Genomic DNA, 18,415 nt, shown 5'->3' on the forward strand with positions numbered 1-18,415 from the left:
ATCTGTAACAGAACATTATCCTTGCGCCGCTTGCTGAAACGCTTCTTTTGGCGCGCTAGAGCCTTTTCGCTGTTCTCGATGTTCTGCCTTCAATCTTAAAAGACAGCGCTATCTCTGCATCCGCGGCGATCTGCTTTTCTGTGGGAGCGGGCTTGCTCGCGAAAGCGATTTCATATTCAGCCTCATTAATCGACTGATTCACCGCTTTCGCGAGCAAGCCCGCTCCCACAGGGGCTCGTAACATCCGGACACTTTTAACTGAACCATGCCCCCAAAGGATCGTCATCTACAGTGACACTTTGCGCGGGACTCCTTAAAACCTCACGGAGAATCACACTATGAGCACTGAGGGTGCTTTGAGTCGAAGCCGTCTGCTACCGAGCCTGCTCGGCATTCTGCTTCTATTGATGGGCCTGGCCCTGCTGGCCGGCGGAGTCAAGCTGAGCACGCTTGGCGGCTCATGGTATTACCTGCTGGCGGGTATCGGCCTGGCGCTGACCGGCGTGCTGCTGATCATGGCCCGGCGCGCGGCCCTGGGCCTGTACGCGCTGGTGCTGTTTGCCAGCACCGTGTGGGCGCTGTGGGAAGTGGGCCTGGACTGGTGGCAACTGGTGCCGCGTCTGGCCCTGTTGTTTGCCTTGGGCATCGTCATGTTGCTGCCATGGGTGCGCCGTCCGTTGTTGACCGCCGACGCGTCGCCCATGGGCACCCGCGCATTGAGTGCGGCCGTGATCATCGCCGGTATCGCCGCGCTCGCCAGCCAGTTCACCAACCCGGGTGAAATCAAGGGCCAACTGGACCGCGACACCGTAGAAGGCATGACCAACACCGCCCCGGCGATGCCGGACGGCGACTGGAACTCCTATGGCCGCAGCGCCCATGGCGACCGTTACTCGCCGCTGGCGCAGATCACCCCGCAGAACGTCAGCAAGCTGGTACCGGCCTGGACCTATCGCACCGGCGACCTGCCAGGGCCGAACGACCCGGGCGAGACCACCGCTGAAAACACTCCGCTCAAGGCCAACGGCATGCTCTACGTGTGCACGCCCCACAGCCAGGTGATTGCCCTGGAGCCGGAAACCGGCAAGGAAATCTGGCGTTTCGATCCGAAGCTTTCCACGCAAAAAGCGGAAAACTTCAAGGGTTGGGCGCACATGACCTGCCGTGGCGTGAGCTATCACGATGACGCCGCGTACGCCTCCGCCGAACAGAGCCCCACTGGCGCTGCCAGCGCTGCGCCAGTCAGCGCCGTGTGCCCGCGCCGGATCTTCCTGCCGACCGCCGACACCCGCCTGATCGCCCTCGATGCCGACACCGGCAAGATGTGCGAAGACTTCGGCGACAAGGGCCAGGTCGACCTGAGCGCCAACATCGGCGGCTTCACGGCCGGCGGTTACTATTCCACTTCGCCATCGGCGGTCACCCAGAACCTGGTAGTGATCGGCGGCCACGTTACTGACAACGTGTCCACCGACGAGCCGAGCGGCGTGATCCGTGCCTATGACGTGCACACCGGCAAGCTGGTGTGGAACTGGGACAGCGGCAACCCGGACGACACCACGCCGATTGCCGAAGGCCAGACCTATACCCGCAACTCGCCGAACATGTGGTCCATGTTCAGCGTCGATGAAAAACTCGGCATGCTGTACCTGCCGATGGGCAACCAGACCCCCGACCAGTTCGGTGGCATGCGCACCCCGGAATCGGAAAAATACGCCGCCGGCCTGACCGCCCTGGACATCGCCACCGGCAAGGTGCGCTGGTACTTCCAGTTCACTCACCACGACCTGTGGGACATGGACGTGGGCGGCCAGCCGACCCTAATGGACATGAAGACCGCCGAGGGCGTGAAGCCGGCCGTGCTGGCCTCGACCAAGCAGGGCAGCATCTACGTGCTGGACCGCAGCACCGGCCAGCCGATCATCCCGATCAAGGAGATCCCGGTGCCGCAAGGCGCGGTGGAAGGCGACCATACCTCACCGACCCAACCGATGTCCGACCTGAACTTCGTGCCGCCGGTCCTCAAGGAGCGCGACATGTGGGGCGTGACTCCGTTCGACCAGATGCTCTGCCGGATCGACTTCAAGTCGCTGCGCTATGACGGCATGTTCACCCCGCCGTCGCTGCAAGGCTCGATCGTGTACCCGGGCAACTTCGGGGTGTTCGATTGGGGCGGTATCTCGGTGGACCCGGTGCGTCAGATCGCCTTCGTCAACCCGAGCTACATGGCGTTCAAGTCGAAGCTGGTCCCGGCGGCGGAAGTGGCCGGCGGCCCGGGTCGCAAGAGCGAAACCGAGGGCGTGCAGCCGAACAAGGGCGCGCCGTATGGGGTGATCCTCGAAGCGCTGCTCTCGCCCATGGGCCTGCCTTGCCAGGCGCCGGCATGGGGTTATGTGGCGGCGGTGGACCTGACCAACCACAAGACCCTGTGGAAGCACAAGAACGGCACCGTGCGTGACAGCTCGCCCGTGCCGATCCCGCTGAGCATGGGCGTACCGAGCCTGGGCGGCACCTTCACCACCGCCAGCGGCCTGGCGTTCCTGAGCGGCACCCTCGACCAGTACCTGCGTGCCTATGACGTGAAGAACGGCAAGCAACTGTGGGAAGGTCGCCTGCCAGCCGGCGCCCAGACCACGCCGATGACCTACACCGGCAAGGACGGCAAGCAATACGTGCTGGTCGTCGCGGGTGGCCACGGCTCCCTGGGCACCAAGCAGGGTGACTATGTGATTGCCTACAAACTGCCGGATTAAGCCCGACCGGCGGACATGAAAAAGGCGACACCTTTACGGGTGTCGCCTTTTTTTGCAGCATCGGGTTTTGGTGAGCGCAGGCCTTTGGGCGGTTGAGCTTTTGTGGCGAGGGAGCTTGCTCCCGCTGGGCTGCGCAGCAGCCCCCTCTCAAAGCTCACTCAATCAACCTGACCCACCGCGTCGCCGGGTTTCAGGGCCGCTGCGCGCCCCAGCGGGAGCAAGCTCCCTCGCCACAGGTTTGCATTCAGCCAGCTTACAACTCGATCTTCACCGCCTGCGAAGCCCGGGTCGCCTTGGCGCGGGCGGCGTCGATGGATTCGTCGCGGGCCAGGGCCACGCCTAGGCGGCGTTGGCCGTTGACCTCCGGTTTGCCGAACAGGCGCAGGGCGGTGTCAGGCTCGCTCAGGGCGGCGCCGAGGTTGGCGAACGCGGTCTGGGTCGACTGGCCTTCCACCAGGATCACCGCCGAGGCCGACGGGCCGAACTGGCGGATCAGCGGGATCGGCAGGCCGAGGATGGCGCGGGCATGCAGGGCGAACTGCGACAGGTCCTGGGAAATCAGCGTCACCAGGCCGGTGTCGTGTGGCCGTGGCGACACTTCGCTGAACCACACCTGGTCGCCCTTGATGAACAACTCGACGCCAAACATCCCGCGCCCACCCAGGGCCTCGGTGACGGCCTTGGCGACGCGCTCGGATTCGGCCAGGGCTGCCGGGCTCATGGCCTGGGGCTGCCAGGATTCCTGATAGTCGCCTTTCTCCTGGCGGTGGCCGACCGGGGCACAGAAGGTGGTGCCGCCGGCATGACGCACGGTGAGCAGGGTGATTTCGTAGTCGAAGTCGATGAAGCCTTCGATGATCACCCGGCCCTTGCCGGCCCGGCCGCCTTCCTGGGCGTAGTCCCAGGCTTTCTGCACGTCATCATCGCTGCGCAGCAGGCTCTGGCCCTTGCCCGACGAGCTCATCACCGGCTTGACCACACAAGGGAACCCCAGGCTTTGCACGGCCTTGCGGTAGTCTTCGACGGTGTCGGCGAAGAAGTACGGCGAGGTCGGCAGGCCCAGCTCCTCGGCGGCCAGGCGGCGGATGCCTTCGCGGTTCATGGTCAGTTGCGCGGCGCGGGCAGTGGGGATCACCGTGAAGCCCTCGGCTTCCAGTTCCACCAGGGTGGCGGTGGCGATGGCTTCGATTTCCGGCACGATGTAGTGCGGCTTCTCGGCCTCGATCACTGCGCGCAGGGCTGCGCCGTCGAGCATGTTGATCACATGGCTGCGATGGGCCACTTGCATGGCCGGCGCATTGGCATAGCGGTCCACGGCAATCACTTCGACGCCCAGGCGCTGCAGTTCGATTACCACTTCCTTGCCCAGCTCACCGCTGCCACACAACAAAACGCGGGTCGCGGTCGGCGACAATGGAGTACCGATACGGGTCATCTGAAAGTCCTCAAGCAGGAGCGGATCGTCGAGGGTCGCGCGCCGGGCGAGCTTCCCGTGGGAGAAAGCGCGGCATTTTACATGAACCGCAGGTTTTGGCTTCAGCTGGCGACGGCCTGTTTGCGTAAACGCCAGGCCATGATCAGCCAGACCGCCGTGACCCCGGCGAACTTGGAGGCCAGGGCGGTCCCGACCACGCCCGGCGTCAGGGCATCGATCAGGCCGAAGAAGATGAAGGTGTCCAGGGGAATGCTCAAGGCCGAGCTGATCCACAGCCGATCATGCAGCGGGCGCCGGGTGATGGTGAACACCAGCCAGTCGATGCACTCGGATACTGCGAAGGCCGTGGCGCTGGCCAGGGCGATGGTTGGGTCCGAGGTGACATAGGACAACACCAGCGCCGCCAGCATCGCGACGATGGCGCCGTGACCGAAGCGGGTCTGCACCATGTCCCGCAGGATAAACACCAGCCCACCCCAGGCCGACCAGATGATGTCCAGGTGCGGCGCGGCGGAAAAGGCGTAGTTGATCAGCACGACGCTGCTGATGTAGGCGAGCAGGAAAAGCATGGGGGGACCCGGTTCAGCCGATATTCGAAGGCGAATGATAAACCGGTGGCGAAGCGATTTATCGGTGGAGGGGGATTTATCTGTGGTGAGAAGATTTATCTGTGGAGAAGGGATTTATCTGTGGCGAGGGAGCTTGCTCCCGCTGGGCTGCGCAGCAGCCCCATCCAGGCTTCCTGACAACGATTACCAGGGGCCGCTGCGCGCCCCAGCGGGAGCAAGCTCCCTCGCCACGGGGCACAAGTGCATTCACTCCTCGTCGCCATCGTCCGCCTTCCAGTAGCCCACGGCCTTGACGTAATCCGGGTCCAGGCCTTTCTCTTCCAGCAATACCTTGCGAATGCGCCGCGACACTTTGCTTTCGGTGGCGACCCAGGCGTACAGCTTGCCGGCGGGGACTTCCAGTTGCCTGACCGTGGTCACCAGATTGTCCTGGCGGCCTTCGCGCAGCACCCAGATCACATGGACCTGCGCCGGGCTTTGCAGCACTTGCTGCTCGGCGCCATTCTCCACTTCCACCACCACCAGGGCCCGGCGGTTCGGCGCCAGGCCTTCGAGGCGGCGGGCGATGGCGGGCAGGGCGGTTTCATCGCCAACCAACAGGTAACTGTCGAACATGTCCGGCACGATCATCGAGCCCCGCGGCCCGCCGATGTCGAGGTATTGCCCCGGCTTGGCCTGGGCCGCCCAGGTGGCTGCCGGACCGTCGCCGTGCAGGACGAAGTCGAGGTCCAGCTCCAGGGTGTCCAGGTCGTAGCGGCGCGGGGTGTAGTCGCGCATGGGCGCCATTGCCGCCTGCCCTTTGCCGGCGCTGGGGTCGAAGTGCTCCAGGGCGGCGTGCTGCGCGGCGTCCTGCGGGAAAAACAGCTTCACGTGATCGTCCGTGCCCAGGCTGACGAAGCCTGCCAGTTCCGGCCCGCCGACGGTGATGCGGCGCATGCGCGGGGTCAGGTCCACCACCCGCAGCACTTGCAGGCGACGACGCTTGATCTCGTGGTTGACGCGGTGAATGGTGGTTGGATCGACTTCAGTCATGGCTTGACTCCGAAACAGGTGGACGGTCGGGGCCGTCGATGATGGCTTTGGCAGTCTCGTTGAGCAGGTCGCGGATGCGCAGGATTTCTTCTGGATTCCAGCGCGCCTGGTGCATCTGCAGCGCGCGACGCAAGTTGACCACCGCTTCGTGGATTTCCGCCGGCCGCCCTTGCTCGCGCAGGACACGCTTGCTGGCCTCGATGCGTACCCGCACACCGTCCAGCGCCTCGGCCTGGTCTCGAAGGAATAGACGTCCGGCGTCGGTGGCGCTGTAACATTTTTTTCCGCCCTCGGCGTCGCGCAGGACCATCTTACCCATTTCCAGCTGTGTCAGCGTCGGGTAGATCACGCCGGGGCTGGGGGTGTAGGCGCCGTCGAACATGGACTCGATCTGGCGAATCAACTCATAGCCGTGGCAAGGCTTTTCGGCGATCAACGCCAGCAACAGCAATTTCAACTCGCCGGCCGCGAACATCCGTGGGCCGCGCCCGCCGCGTTCGCGGCCGGGCGAGCGCCGTTCGAAGCCATCGTGATGACCCTGGTCGCGAGGGGAGGGGAAGTAAGGGGCTGTCATCTTTCTGCTCTCTGTTCGGCATCAATAGAACCGAGATATATCTTTGATTTCAGATATATCTTCGCCTATAGATATATCTTGTCTCGGCGATATATCTTAGTTGCGTCCTACACTAAGTGAAATAAGACCTTACCTGAATCCCCCATGGTTGCGGGATGAATCGAAAGTGTCTGCGAGCCTTTTCCCCTGTGGCTCTTGGGAATGTGGGAAGCCTCTTACATTAAAAGTTACGCTTTATCGAAAGTTGCGTCTTTTTCGCTCTTTCGCATGCGCGATTTACTACATGACTGTGCGAACTTTCCTGCTTATTTTTAATTAAAGAGCGACGATCATGCAGCGGCGTTGAGGGGGCATGCCAAGGTGTATTTGGCCTGCCACTTCAACCCTTCTCTCTTTATTGCTATGAACAGGTGTTAACCCATGCTCATGAAAATCGTAACCGCCGCTTCCCTGACTGCTGCGGCCCTGAGTTCTTCGCTGGCTTTCGCTCTGGATGATGCACGTTCGGCCATCCACATCACCGCGAACATCCCGACCCAGCAGTTCCATGTACAACCGCGCGACGGGAACTGGGGTAAGGACGAAACCATGAACTACAACACGGTCAGCGGTACGCTGACGTCGCTGCGCCAGACCTATGACGTGAAGAACACCGAAGGTTCGGTCAATGCCTACATCGAAGGCGGCCCGGCTTCGCTGTACAACGGCAGCGATGCCATCGCCCTGACCACCACCTTCAATGGCATCACCCTGACCGCCCTGTCCCAGGAAGTGGTCGACGACGCCACCTCCACCCCGGGCACCCAGGCTGAGATGACCATCACCGCAGCCAAGCCGCTGGCGACCCAGAACGGCCTGTACACCGCCGACATGACCGTCATTTTCGACGCCGTGCCGCGCCCGTAAGGCCCCCGCTGCCCGGTGATCCCCACCTCGTCCCAGGGCAGCAGCAGGTCGACCGGTTCTCCCCGACCGGTCGACCCACCCCGAAACGCCCAGAAAGCTCGCTGATTATGAGAGTCCGTTGATGTTTCCGATGACACCCATCGCGGGTGCGTTCGCGCTGCTGTTGTGCGCCAGCGCATTGGCCGCGCCGACTGCCCCCGGTACCACACCGACTAGCCTGCTGTCCCAGGCCAAGGGCCTTCCGGCGGAATTTGAAGCCCACTTCTTCGACGTGCCCCTGGCGGTTCGTATTGAGCTCAATCAGCAGTACCTCGGTGAAGCCATGGTGGTCTTGACGCGGGACGATCGCATTACCCTGCTGGAATTCACCGACACTCACGACAGCACGGTCAAGGCCGTGGAGCGGGACCAGTGGGAGCAGACGCTCAAGCAAGGGCAACGGCTGGGCGCTTGTGAACAAAACTGCACCGGCGGCTTGCTGGCCGTGCACTACAGTCTTGAGAACTCGCTGGTATCGATCCTCACGCGCGATGTCGAACGCGGTACCCACACCCAGCGTTATCACGACCAGCCCCAGGACGGCAGCCTCGGGCTGATCTTCAACAACCAGCTCAATCTCAACGGTGGCCAGCAACAGGACACCGGCGGCCGCTATGGCCTCAACGCCAGTTCCAGCGTCGGCAACTGGAGCCAGTCCCTGGACCTCCAGCTCTCGCGCCTGGGTGGGCCGGACGACAAGCTCTACCACGCCGTCTATGAACTGTTCACCCAACGTGAACTGGAAGGGCATTTTTTCCGCCTGGGGTATTTCACCCCCAGCTCTGATGGCTTGAACCGGCAGATCCGTTCGTTCGGCGCCAACCCGGACACCGCCCTGGGCGTGATGTACGGTAGCTCCGACAGCCTGGTGATCGACAACCCCAAGCCCAGCGTCTACCCCATTTACGTCACCGCCAGCCGCCAGGCGTCGGTGGAGATCTATCGCAACGGCCTGCTGATCAACAGCCAGGCCGTCAGCGCCGGCTTGCAAAGCCTGGACACTCGTCCGTTGCCCGGCGGGATCTACGAAGTGGAAGTGCGGCTGATCGAGGACGGGCAAACCACCGCCACCAGCCAGGAGCTGGTCTACAAGCCGAATAATTGGAGCAGCACCGAAGAGCGCTGGCGCTACAACCTGTTCGCCGGCCGCGAGACCCGGCTCTGGAGCAACTGGGAAGACCAGCCCTCGGGGTTCACGACCGCGGGGGTTGGCGTCAACTACCTGCTGCACCCACGGGTGATCGTCGGGGGTTCCACGCGCCAGGTGCAGGACAAGCTGCAGGTCGGCACGTCGATAGATTGGACACTGGCCTCCCACACCAGCCTGTACGCCAACGTTTACCACACCGAGCAGTACGGCAACGGCATGGACGTGCAGGCCCTGTACAGCTATGGCTTGGGTAGCGTCGTCGCCAGCCACAACCGCAGTTGGCTGGACACCCGCAACACCTACGAAACCCTGCCGGATGGCACCCGCATTCGCCAGCGCAACGTGTACGTCGGCCAGACCAGCAATTCCTCGCTGTCGGTCAATCACCGCTTGAGCAGCAAGTCCTCGATCAACGGGCGGCTGGCCTACAGCGAAGGCAACGTCCAAGGCACGGGCCTGGACCTGGGTTGGACCCAGCGCGGCAAGCTGCGTGGCAGCGACGCCAACTGGCGGCTGTCGGTGTTCGACCGCCCTGGCACGTCGAGTACCAATGACCGGCGCAATCGCGGCGTGGACCTGAGCGTCAGCGTCGCCCTGGGCGGGCCGGGCGAATACTGGTCGGGCAGCATCGGCACCCGCACTTCCCGCGAGGGCGACCGGGACAACAATGCATCGCTGACCTATCGCCGGGACCTTGAGGATCATGTGCTGCAAAACGTCTCCGCCACGGCCCTGGCCGACACCTATGGCGTGGGCCTGTCCGGCATCGCCAGCTTCAGCACCGAATCGCTCTACGGCGACGGCTTCCTGCAGCGCTCTTCCTATAACGACAACCTCACCGGTGGCCTGAACCTGAGCAGCACGGTGGCCATCGGCGGCCAGAAAGCCGTCTTCACCGGCCTGCCCCAGGGCCGTGGCGCGGGGATGATCGTCGACGTGGAAACCGACCTGGACGACATCATCCTGCGCGCCGACGACCTGACCGGTGGCTCCACCACGTTGCACCCGGGCCGCAACTTCGTACCGATCACCGCCTACCGCAACAGCATGGTGACCTTCGACTTCGAGGGCGTGCACCCACCGGCGGCGAGCATCGAGCCGGCACGCACCCGCTATCACCTGAACAAGGGCGGCGTGGATTACCGCAAGATCAGTGTGATGAAAACCGTGACCGTGCTCGGGCGCCTGCTGGACGAACAGGGCGAGCCGCTCAAGGGCCATCACGTGATCAATCACGCCAGCCGCGGTGTGAGCGAGGCGGACGGGTTCTTCTCAATGGAGATGAATGCCGCCTCGCCGACCCTGGAAGTGCGCTACGGCAACGAGCTGTTCTGCCGCTTCCGCCTCGACCCGGAAAACGCCAGCAACGAAGGCGATGTGCTGATGATCGGCGACCTGCGCTGCACGCCGGACAGCCTGGCCGATAGCTCGCTGGCGGCGGCCCACAACGACCGGCAGCGCTCCTGAATCCTCATGTGGCGCGGGAGAGCAGGGCGCTCCCCGCGCGAGGATTCTTCCCCCAACTTGCAGGGATTCGCTTTGATGGATGAGGTTGTATAGATGAAATGTTTACCGGTGGCTGTGAGCAGCATCGTCTCGATGTTGTTGCTTGCCTGCGTGCCTGCTGCCAATGCCGTAAGCCGGGATATCACTGCGATATTCAGGCCGGATGCTTCGAAGCCCAACCTGAATCAATTTACCAATACCACTCCGGTCAGTGGTTACTGCACAGCCTATCCGGCCGATTGCGCATCCTCGAAGATGTTCAGCATCCAGTTGCCTATCCGCTTCAGTTCGGTCGGTCCTATCCAGGCCAACCACACCGACTACCGACAGGGGGCAACGTTCAAGGTGCCCGCCAATTGGCGTCCTGCACAAGTGACTCATGCTGTTACAGGTGAAACCGAAACTGTCGAAGTGCGCTTTTCAGGAATTGGCTCGAGATATCGACTTCCGATGAGCGTGCTCGAACTGATAGGTAATCCAAGCATAGACCTCACGCTGGCACATAACCGGTTATGGGGGGGCTATGGGCATAGCTGGGTGAACCCACCGACTCCTTGCAGGTATACCGGGCATGGGGGCCTAAACGCGACGACTTATATGTTTTTTTGGAAGACTCCAGTCGAAGCGGCTTGCTCCAAAAAGAGCAGTTTTTTGATCCCTAGCCTGGTCTACGACTATTTGGATTTTGCTTACGAATTGCGCACCCCGAATCCCTTGAAAATGTCGAGTGGCCTGTACACGGGCTCTTTGACCTACGGCATCGGGCCGGGTCAGGATCTGGACATGGGCGATATCATGATCCCCTCCGATCCGATATTGACCTTCGATTTCAAGCTGACTGTCGAACACACCCTCAAGGTCGAAGTTCCTCCCGGCGGCAATCGCGTGGAACTGGTGCCCCAGGAAGGCTGGCAGTCCTGGCTCAACAGCGGGCGCAAGCCTACGCGGCTGTTCCGCGACCAACGCTTCCATATTTCCGCTTCTTCGCGTTTCAAGATGGCAATCGAATGCCAGTACATCAGCGGCAACACCTGCGCGATGTCCGAAACCGACACCGGCCACGCCGTGCCGGTGGACGTCAGCGTGACCCTGCCCGATGGCTTGACGGATGCCGGGGGGCAACCGGTCAACCGTCGCCGATTGCTGCGCGATGGCAGTGGTACCGAGCTCTTCCAGCCGGGACTGTATGTCGACCGCAGGCCGGGAATGCTGCATTTCGAAGTGGCTCGCAGCAGTGTCGAGGACATGCTCGACAGCGGCGCGAAAGCCTACACCGGCAACGTCACGGTGATCTGGGATTCGGAAGTTTAAGGGGCATGGATTGTCCAGCCTGAGGCGAAAGGACGGTGATTGATGAAAGGTCTACCAATAGCAGTGCGTGGCATGGTTTGGGTTTTGGCGTTGGCCGGCACATCGGCGGCCCATGGCGTGAGCAAGGAGATCACCGCCGTCTTCAGGCCCGACCCCTCGAAACCCAACGAGAACACCTTTCGCAACACCACACCGGTCTCGGGTTACTGCGCGTTTTACCCGGCCGATTGTGAAAGGGAGAACATGTCCAGCCTGCAATGGAACATCAACTCGTATTCCAACGCCCCCATCCAAGCCAATCATGCGGACCTGCGGCAAGGGGCGATATTCCATGTGCCCGCCAACTGGCGTCTGGCACAAGTCACCCACACCGGCACGGGCGAGACTGAGATCGTCCAGGTGCGCATCGCCGGCATCGGCTCGATGTACTTCCTGCCTGTCAGCGTGATCGATCTGGTCGGAGGCGGCGTGGACATGGGAACCGCTCATGCGATGTTGTGGGGTTCGACCTGGAAGTACGCCCCTGCACCTTGTCGGTCCAGCAGTGAGTCGGGTTTGAACGACCGCGCCTACTTTTTCTTCTGGAAAACCCCGGTCGAAGGCAACTGTGCCAAAAGAGCCCGTTACCTGATTCCGGGCATGGAATACACCTCCATGAACTTCGGCTATGAACTGCGTACGCCCAATCCTTTGAAGATGTCTTCCGGCCAATACACCGGCTCCCTGGTCTACAGCATCGGCCCGGGGCAGGACTTCGACTTCGGTGACCTGATGATCCCCAACGAATCGGTGATCACCCTCAATTTCAAGCTCGACGTCGAGCACAATCTCAAGGTGGAGGTGCCTCCCGGCGGCAATCGGGTGGAGCTGGTGCCCCAGGAAGGTTGGCAGGCATGGCTGAACAGCGGGCGCAAACCGACGCGGCTGTTTCGCGACCAGCGCTTTCATATCTCGACTTCTTCGCGTTTCAAGATGGGGCTCGAATGCCAATACGTCAGCGGCAACACCTGCGCGATCAGTGAAGCCGCTACCGGTCATGCGGTGCCGGTGGATGTGCGCGTGAGCCTGCCCGAAGGCTTGGCAGACGCGGGCGGCCAACCGGTCGACCGACGTCCGCTGTTGCGTGATGGCAGCGGGACCGAGCTGTTCCAGCCAAGTGTTTACGTCGATCGTCGGTCCGGGATGCTGCATTTCGAAGTGGCCCAGGGCAGCGTCGAGCAGATGCTGGACACCGGCGCCAAGGCTTACTCCGGCAGTGTCACGGTCATCTGGGATTCGGAAGTCTGAATGGCCTGCCGGCTAAATTTTTTGTGAGTTGCGTTTAATGCATGAGGTCAAGCAAGTGATGAAACAACTATGGGCATGGGTGGGGTTTTCCCTGTTTTGCGGCGTGGCCCAGGCCAGTCCGCAGATCGGCGTCGGGGTGGTCTACGACTACCTGGACGGCAACAAGACCACCTACATGAAACGGGTGTTCAACGGCGGGACGTCGACGGCCTTCGTCAAGGTGAACATCCTGGAGATCATCTACAACGAGGACGGCACCTACAGCGAGGTGCCGCTGCAGAACCAGACCAGTGCCCAGGCCAGGGACGGTCTGATGGCCAGCCCGGCGCGCCTGATCGTGCCGGCCAACGGTGTGCAGGGCACGCGGTTGCTGTTCATGGGCAACCGCGACAAGGAGCGTTACTTCCGCGTGCGTTTCGTGCCGGTGGTGCCGGAAGCGGAAGACGAATTCGCCGTCAGCGCCGAGGAACGCGAAGCCTATAAGAAAGAGCGCGTGGCCGCTGGGGTCAAGGTGTTGGCTGGGTACGGCACGGTGTTTTTCGTGCGGCCCAAGGACACCCGTTTCGACACCGTGATCGATCACAGCGCCACCCGCTACCAGTTGCGCAACAACGGCAACAGCGTGGTGGTGATCGACGAGTTCAAGGACTGCGAAGCGAAGAAAGAAAACGAATGCCGACCGACCACCAAGCATCACGTCATGAAGGGCCGCACGTTCGCGTTCGACAAGGAGGCGGGACGTGAGTACCGCTTCACCCTGATCGAAGGCAGCAAGACCCAGAACGTCGAGATCAAGGGCTGACGGCTGTCGCCGAACCGTCGTTGACGCAAGAGGTAAATCAAAATGATCAAGACACGGCTACGCCCCCTCGCATTGACCGCCCTGGTCATGCCCTGGTCTTCGACCTGGGGGGCTGTCGAGCGGGAGACGTTCGAACTCTACGTGACCATCCCGACGGCCGACTTCTATGTGTTGCCCCTCGACCCGCAGTTGGTCCAGCGAGAACAACGGCTGCCGTTCAGCACCATCACCTCGGACCTGAGCCCGTTGCGGGCCATTTATGAGGTGAAGAACAGCAACGGCTCCATTGGCGCGCGCCTCGGGGAAGAGGCCTACCTGTCCAATGGCCGCGACCGCATCGACTTACGGGTGCGCTTCAACGGCGTCGAACTGACCCTGGATTCCGCCCTGGTGGTCTCGGCCACCGAAGCTCGCCCGGGCCGTCAGGTTCCCCTGGAAATCGCCGCCATCAAGCCCGATGACGACTACAAGCCTGGCGACTACTACGGCACGGTGCACATGGTGTTCGACGCCACGGCGCCATAGCACTGGATAAAGATCATCGAAACAACACAAAACCCTGTGATGCAGATCATTTGAAGCAGCACCGATCGCCTGTGGCGAGGGAGCTTGCTCCCGCTCGGCTGCGCAGCAGACGCAACGTATCCGAAGAACGCGGTGTTTCAGGAGAAGAGCGGGGGCGGCTGCGCCCCCCAGCGGGAGCAAGCTCCCTCGCCACGAATGCGAGGGCATCACGAAAAAGGGCACTCGACACCGCTCCGTTGCCACGGTTGGCAGTGATGGCATGGATGCTTCTTTAAAAACAACGATGAAAAAAGGTAGCAAGCATGTTGAAGAAATGTATATCCGTCATGGCCCTGGGCGCCGCGACCATGAGTCCGTCGCTGGCACTCGGGGCCGATGATGCGCGTTCAGCCATTCATATCAAGACGAACATTCCCACCCAGCAATTCCATGTCCAGCCACGGGACCCGGAGTTCGGCAAGCACGAGGTCATGCATTACAACCCCTTGAACGACGACCTGGGCATCTTGCGCCAGATCTTCGATGTGAAGAACACCGAGGGTTCGATCCACGCCTACATCGAGGGCGGCGCGGCGTTCCTGTCCAACGGCAATACCAGGATCCCGTTGAGGGTCCGGTTCAACGAAGTCCGTCTGGACGGCTTGCCGCGGGAAGTGGTGGACGATGCGTCCTCCACGCCCGGCACCCAGGTCGAAATGACCATCTCTGCCGATGCGATGCCGGTCCAGCGCAGGCCGGGCTTCTACACCGGCGACTTTACGGTGATCTACGACGCCGTGCCGCGGATCTCCGCCTGACCCACCCAGTTTCTCTACGGCTAAAAGGTATTTGCCATGTTCAATAAAAAGGTCTTTGCAATGGCTCTGGCCCTTGTTGCCTCGAGCGTTTCGCCGCTGCACGCGGCCGATGATGCCCGTTCGCCGATTCACATCACGGCAAACATTCCCACCCAACAGTTCCATGTGCAGCCCCGGGATCCGGAGTTCGGCAAGGATGAGGTCATGCATTACGACCCGGTGACGAGTCAGTTCAGTACGATACGCCAGACCTTTGATGTGAAGAACACCGACGGGTCGGTGCATGCGTACCTGCCGGCTGGCCAGCCTGCGTTGACCAACGGCAGCAGCGCCATTCCGCTGCTGGTGCGCTTCAACAACGTCACCTTGACCGCCTCGCCCCAGGAGGTGGTGGACGACCCCACGTCGACGCCAGGTACCCAGGCCGACATGGTCATCAGGGCTTCGGCCTTGCCTCTGCCCGGACAGACAGGTGTGTTCAATGCCGATTTCACGGTGATCTTCGACGCCGTGCCGCGGGTGAACCCGTAATCCGCGCGCCCGTCACTGGCGCGCCACCAACGGCTTGCACTGGGTATGACTGCCCGGCTGCAAGTAAGGCGAGAGGAACGGTGCCATGCCCTTGAGTACCTGTACCGGCAAGGCCGAGGTGAACCTGAAGTTCTGCGCCGATGCCCCCGGGACATAGGCGGTGAGGGTGCCGAAATGGCTGTCGCCGATGTAGAAGACGAAGGTGGCCGTGCGATTGATCGACTTGGAGCTGAGGATGCGCCCACCGGCGCCGATGGCTTCGATGCGGTTGTCGCCGGTGCCGGTCTTGCCGCCCATGGCCAGTGGCGTGCCGTCGTCCAGCTTGAAACTGCCGGCCACCCGTTTCGCAGTGCCGGCATCCACCACCTGGGACAATGCCCCGCGCAGGGCCCGGGCCACGTCCACTGGCATCACCCGCTTGCCGTTGTCCGGGTCGCTGACCAGTCGGGTTTCATACGGCGTGCCCACCGCGAAATCCAGGCTGTCGACCCGCAGCGCTGGTTGGCGGATGCCGTCGTTGAGGATGGTGCCCACCAGTTCGGCCAAGGCCGCCGGGCGGTCGCCGGAGCTGCCGATGGCGGTCGCCAGTGACGGCACCAGGTGGTCGAACGGATAGCCGACTTTCTGCCAGCGCTGGTGGATATCCAGGAAGGCTTCGATCTCGAGCATGGTGCGAATGCGACTGTCGCGGGCGCTCTTGTGCCGGCTCTTGAACAACCAGCTGTAGACCTCCTGGCGCTCGAATTCGCTGGCCTTGACGATCTGGCTGAACTTGGCGTCAGGGTTGTTCAACAGGTAACCCATCAACCACAGATCCAGAGGGTGGACCTTGGCGATGAAGCCCTGGTCCGGCAGGTCGTAGGCGCCGGGGCCATAGCTCTGGTAGAGCCGCTCCAGGCGTTCGTCGGTGAGTTTCTCGCTGCTCTTGACCGACTTGAGGTGTGAACGCACGAACAGGTTGAAACTCTCCTGGCTGTCACCGGGAAAGAAATAGCGGTGCACGGCGGCCAGGCGGATTGCCGTGGGGTGCATGCTGTCGAGGAAGGTTTCCAGGCGTTCACCGGTGTCTTTCTTCTGGTATTTCTTCCAGAACCTGAGCAGGAACGAGGTGCCTTCGCGGTCGGCGAACTGGGCCAGGTATTCCTGGCGGCGCGGGTCGCTGTCGTCCTTGAGCAACTCGGCGCTGTTGCTGGGGCTGGCGTAGGTGGCATAGCGCACCAGGTCGCGCATCAGGCGGATGAACGGCAGGTTGATCGATTCGCGCAGGGCGTCGCGCAGGGTGGGGTTGCGGCCGTTGTCCTCGTTGCGAAAGTTGTGGAAGGTGTGCAGCCCGCCGCCGGTGAAGAACGCCTCGCCGGGGCTGGCCGAATAGGTACGGTCCAGGGCCGCTTCGAGCATTTTCGGCAGGCTGCGGTCGCTGTTCTGGCTCAGGTAGTCGACGGCCCAGCGGGACAGGCGGTCCTGCTCGGCGATGTCGGTTTTTCTCAGCTCCGCCGGGGTCTTTTGGGCGTAGCGATCGTGCAGCTCGGCGATGATCTGCAGGTAGGTGGTGAGCACCCGCAGTTTGGCGGTGGAGCCCAGCTCCAGCTTGCTGCCTTCATTGATGTCGAAGGGCTGGTCGGTGCTGTCGGTCTGCACCCGCACCCGCGAGCCGTCCGGGGTCAGTTCCAGCAGGGTGAAGCTGTAGCGCACCTGGGCGGTGCTGGTGGGGGTCAGCAGGCGCTCGCCCATGAGGCCGATCTCGGCCGCGAACGCCGGGTCGGCCAGGCGCTTGAGGTACTGGGTGGCTTGGGCCTGCAAGTCGCTTTGCAAGGTGCTGGTGGCGGACAGGTCCAGGCGGTCGAGGTCATAGAGTGGGCGGTCGAGCAGCGTGGCGAGGCGACTGCGGGCGGCGCTGATGCCTTTGTTGGTCTCGTTGGGCTGGATCGTCGGTTGTTGCACCCAGTCGCGGTAGCTGACCTTGCTCGCCAGGGCGGCAGCGGACAGGTCTGCGTCGATCACGCCGTTCTGGGCCAGCAGGCGGATGTGGCTGTCGGTCAGGCGCGCCAGTTCGTCGTGACCCTTGGTCAGGTAATGGGAAGGGCGGCGCTGGGCGATCATCAACGACAGCATTTCCCGCAGCGCCAGGCCTTTTTCGGCCAGCGTCTGTGGGTCGGTGGCGGTGCTGAACAGGCGTTCGTTGGCCCGGTTGAAATCGGCGCCGTACCAGACCCGCAAACCTTCGGCCATGCCATGCACTTCACCGTGCCCCGGGACGGCCGAGAGCGGCACGCTGTTGAGGTAGTCACGGATCACCCGCTGCCGCGCTTCGAGGGTTTGCGGGCCGCCCTGGTAGGCGCGCACGCTGGCGGAGATCATCTGGCGGATTTTCTCCGCGCCCGACACGGTGAGTCCTTCAGGGGAGTGGCGGTATTTTTCCAACTGCGTCGCCAGCGTGCTGCCCCCGGCGGACTGCCCCGGCAAGCTCAGCAGCTTGGCCACCTGCGACCACGCCGCCATGGCGAAGCGCGGCCAGTCCACCGCCGGGTTGGCCAAGGGCTGCTGCGGGTCGAGCAGGAAGCGGTTCTCGATGAACAGCAGGCTTTGCACCACCACCGGCGGAATCGCGTCGAAACTGCCGTACAACTGCTGCGGGTACTTGAACTGGTACACCGGCGCGGCGCGGCAATCGGTGATGGTCAGCCCGGCCTGGATCTTCTCCGTGTAGGGCACGAACAGGCCTTTGTCGACGTAGTCCATCAGGGCCGGTGAAAAGCGCGCCTGGGCCTGGATCACGTAGTCGCGCTTGAGCAACCGCGGCAGGAACTCGCCCAGCGAGCTGTAGCCCAGGCGCCGGTCGAACGGACCCGCGCCGGGATAGACGATGGCATCGCTGGGGCCAGGTTGAACCGAATAGGAAAGGGAGTCGGCGTACTTGCTGATTTCCCGGGCCTGAAACCGCGAGGTGCGCATTTCCTTGGCCACCGCCAACCCGACCACCACCACGATGATCAGCAACAACAACCAGAACGCCCGCCAGCCATGCCGTACACGGGGCTTTTTTTGGGGTGAGGGCGCGTCTTCCATACGTTCAGTCGGGACCATAGGTTTGTTCGAATCGGTATGCCATAAAGCGCCCATAGTCGACTGATCCAATTAAGCAGATTGATCGGACTTGCTTGAAGCTTAGACGGTGGTTGGCGTGGGGGGAGGGGAAAT

General features: G+C 62.4%; 14 protein-coding genes. 9 read left to right on the forward strand and 5 right to left on the reverse strand.

Annotated features, from left to right (window positions below; translation table 11 throughout):
- Nucleotides 1-338: 338 nt before the first annotated feature.
- On the forward strand, nucleotides 339-2,753 hold the full coding sequence (locus AD664_RS21280; RefSeq protein ID WP_053149403.1) for a glucose/quinate/shikimate family membrane-bound PQQ-dependent dehydrogenase: 2,415 nt from the start codon (nucleotides 339-341) through the stop codon (nucleotides 2,751-2,753).
- Nucleotides 2,754-3,006: 253 nt separating this feature from the next.
- Here the strand turns inward: AD664_RS21280 and purT are convergent, their stop codons facing one another.
- From purT to AD664_RS21300, 4 genes are all read right to left on the reverse strand, one after another.
- Nucleotides 3,007-4,188, reverse strand: coding sequence for a formate-dependent phosphoribosylglycinamide formyltransferase (purT, locus tag AD664_RS21285; protein ID WP_053149405.1), 1,182 nt, complete (start codon nucleotides 4,186-4,188; stop codon nucleotides 3,007-3,009).
- A gap of 101 nt (nucleotides 4,189-4,289) precedes the next feature.
- Nucleotides 4,290-4,757 (reverse strand): VUT family protein, encoded by a 468-nt coding sequence (locus AD664_RS21290; RefSeq protein WP_042730941.1) that lies wholly within the window; start codon nucleotides 4,755-4,757, stop codon nucleotides 4,290-4,292.
- A 246-nt stretch (nucleotides 4,758-5,003) separates the two neighbouring features.
- The gene (locus AD664_RS21295; RefSeq protein ID WP_053149408.1) at nucleotides 5,004-5,789 is read right to left on the reverse strand and encodes a siderophore-interacting protein; all 786 of its coding nucleotides are present in this window, start codon (nucleotides 5,787-5,789) and stop codon (nucleotides 5,004-5,006) included.
- Nucleotides 5,782-6,363 carry a PadR family transcriptional regulator gene (locus AD664_RS21300; RefSeq protein ID WP_053149410.1) on the reverse strand — a complete coding sequence of 194 codons (582 nt, stop codon included), beginning with the start codon at nucleotides 6,361-6,363 and terminating at the stop codon, nucleotides 5,782-5,784. The genes AD664_RS21295 and AD664_RS21300 overlap by 8 nt, the downstream gene beginning before the upstream one ends.
- A gap of 420 nt (nucleotides 6,364-6,783) precedes the next feature.
- Here AD664_RS21300 and AD664_RS21305 point away from each other — a divergent pair, with 420 nt between their 5' ends.
- The 8 genes from AD664_RS21305 (at nucleotide 6,784) to AD664_RS21340 (ending at nucleotide 15,217) form a co-directional block, all read left to right on the forward strand.
- Entirely contained in the window at nucleotides 6,784-7,269 is a 486-nt protein-coding gene (locus AD664_RS21305) for a CS1 type fimbrial major subunit (RefSeq protein WP_042731173.1), read from the forward strand.
- Nucleotides 7,270-7,390: 121 nt separating this feature from the next.
- Complete coding sequence (locus tag AD664_RS21310) at nucleotides 7,391-9,925, forward strand: CS1-pili formation C-terminal domain-containing protein (protein ID WP_053149412.1); 2,535 nt, start codon at nucleotides 7,391-7,393, stop codon at nucleotides 9,923-9,925.
- Nucleotides 9,926-10,018: 93 nt separating this feature from the next.
- A complete protein-coding gene (locus AD664_RS21315) occupies nucleotides 10,019-11,275 on the forward strand; it encodes a hypothetical protein (RefSeq protein ID WP_053149414.1) in 1,257 nt (418 codons plus the stop codon).
- Between the two features lie 42 nt (nucleotides 11,276-11,317).
- Entirely contained in the window at nucleotides 11,318-12,562 is a 1,245-nt protein-coding gene (locus AD664_RS21320; RefSeq protein ID WP_053149417.1) for a hypothetical protein, read from the forward strand.
- Nucleotides 12,563-12,620: 58 nt separating this feature from the next.
- Complete coding sequence (locus tag AD664_RS21325) at nucleotides 12,621-13,364, forward strand: pilus assembly protein (RefSeq protein WP_053149479.1); 744 nt, start codon at nucleotides 12,621-12,623, stop codon at nucleotides 13,362-13,364.
- A 42-nt stretch (nucleotides 13,365-13,406) separates the two neighbouring features.
- Nucleotides 13,407-13,889 (forward strand): CS1 type fimbrial major subunit, encoded by a 483-nt coding sequence (locus AD664_RS21330; RefSeq protein WP_053149421.1) that lies wholly within the window; start codon nucleotides 13,407-13,409, stop codon nucleotides 13,887-13,889.
- Nucleotides 13,890-14,191: 302 nt separating this feature from the next.
- Nucleotides 14,192-14,686, forward strand: a complete 495-nt coding sequence (locus tag AD664_RS21335) for a CS1 type fimbrial major subunit (protein ID WP_053149426.1) — start codon at nucleotides 14,192-14,194, stop codon at nucleotides 14,684-14,686.
- 36 nt (nucleotides 14,687-14,722) lie between these two features.
- Nucleotides 14,723-15,217: a CS1 type fimbrial major subunit gene (locus AD664_RS21340; RefSeq protein WP_053149429.1), complete on the forward strand. Its 495-nt coding sequence runs from the start codon at nucleotides 14,723-14,725 to the stop codon at nucleotides 15,215-15,217.
- A gap of 12 nt (nucleotides 15,218-15,229) precedes the next feature.
- On the opposite strand, the gene AD664_RS21345 is transcribed toward AD664_RS21340, so the two are convergent.
- Nucleotides 15,230-18,337, reverse strand: coding sequence for a transglycosylase domain-containing protein (locus tag AD664_RS21345; protein WP_053149432.1), 3,108 nt, complete (start codon nucleotides 18,335-18,337; stop codon nucleotides 15,230-15,232).
- Between the last annotated feature and the right edge of the window lie 78 nt (nucleotides 18,338-18,415).

The organism is Pseudomonas sp. P97.38, assembly GCF_001269745.1.
GTDB classification, from domain to species: Bacteria; Pseudomonadota; Gammaproteobacteria; order Pseudomonadales; family Pseudomonadaceae; genus Aquipseudomonas; species Aquipseudomonas chlororaphis_E.

Coding starts and splice junctions, on each gene's coding strand:
- AD664_RS21280 (WP_053149403.1), top strand. CDS start 339: ATGAGCACTGAGGGTGCTTTGAGTCGAAGCCGTCTGCTACCGAGCCTG.
- purT (WP_053149405.1), bottom strand. CDS start 4,188: ATGACCCGTATCGGTACTCCATTGTCGCCGACCGCGACCCGCGTTTTG.
- AD664_RS21290 (WP_042730941.1), bottom strand. CDS start 4,757: ATGCTTTTCCTGCTCGCCTACATCAGCAGCGTCGTGCTGATCAACTAC.
- AD664_RS21295 (WP_053149408.1), bottom strand. CDS start 5,789: ATGACTGAAGTCGATCCAACCACCATTCACCGCGTCAACCACGAGATC.
- AD664_RS21300 (WP_053149410.1), bottom strand. CDS start 6,363: ATGACAGCCCCTTACTTCCCCTCCCCTCGCGACCAGGGTCATCACGAT.
- AD664_RS21305 (WP_042731173.1), top strand. CDS start 6,784: ATGCTCATGAAAATCGTAACCGCCGCTTCCCTGACTGCTGCGGCCCTG.
- AD664_RS21310 (WP_053149412.1), top strand. CDS start 7,391: ATGTTTCCGATGACACCCATCGCGGGTGCGTTCGCGCTGCTGTTGTGC.
- AD664_RS21315 (WP_053149414.1), top strand. CDS start 10,019: ATGAAATGTTTACCGGTGGCTGTGAGCAGCATCGTCTCGATGTTGTTG.
- AD664_RS21320 (WP_053149417.1), top strand. CDS start 11,318: ATGAAAGGTCTACCAATAGCAGTGCGTGGCATGGTTTGGGTTTTGGCG.
- AD664_RS21325 (WP_053149479.1), top strand. CDS start 12,621: ATGAAACAACTATGGGCATGGGTGGGGTTTTCCCTGTTTTGCGGCGTG.
- AD664_RS21330 (WP_053149421.1), top strand. CDS start 13,407: ATGATCAAGACACGGCTACGCCCCCTCGCATTGACCGCCCTGGTCATG.
- AD664_RS21335 (WP_053149426.1), top strand. CDS start 14,192: ATGTTGAAGAAATGTATATCCGTCATGGCCCTGGGCGCCGCGACCATG.
- AD664_RS21340 (WP_053149429.1), top strand. CDS start 14,723: ATGTTCAATAAAAAGGTCTTTGCAATGGCTCTGGCCCTTGTTGCCTCG.
- AD664_RS21345 (WP_053149432.1), bottom strand. CDS start 18,337: ATGGGCGCTTTATGGCATACCGATTCGAACAAACCTATGGTCCCGACT.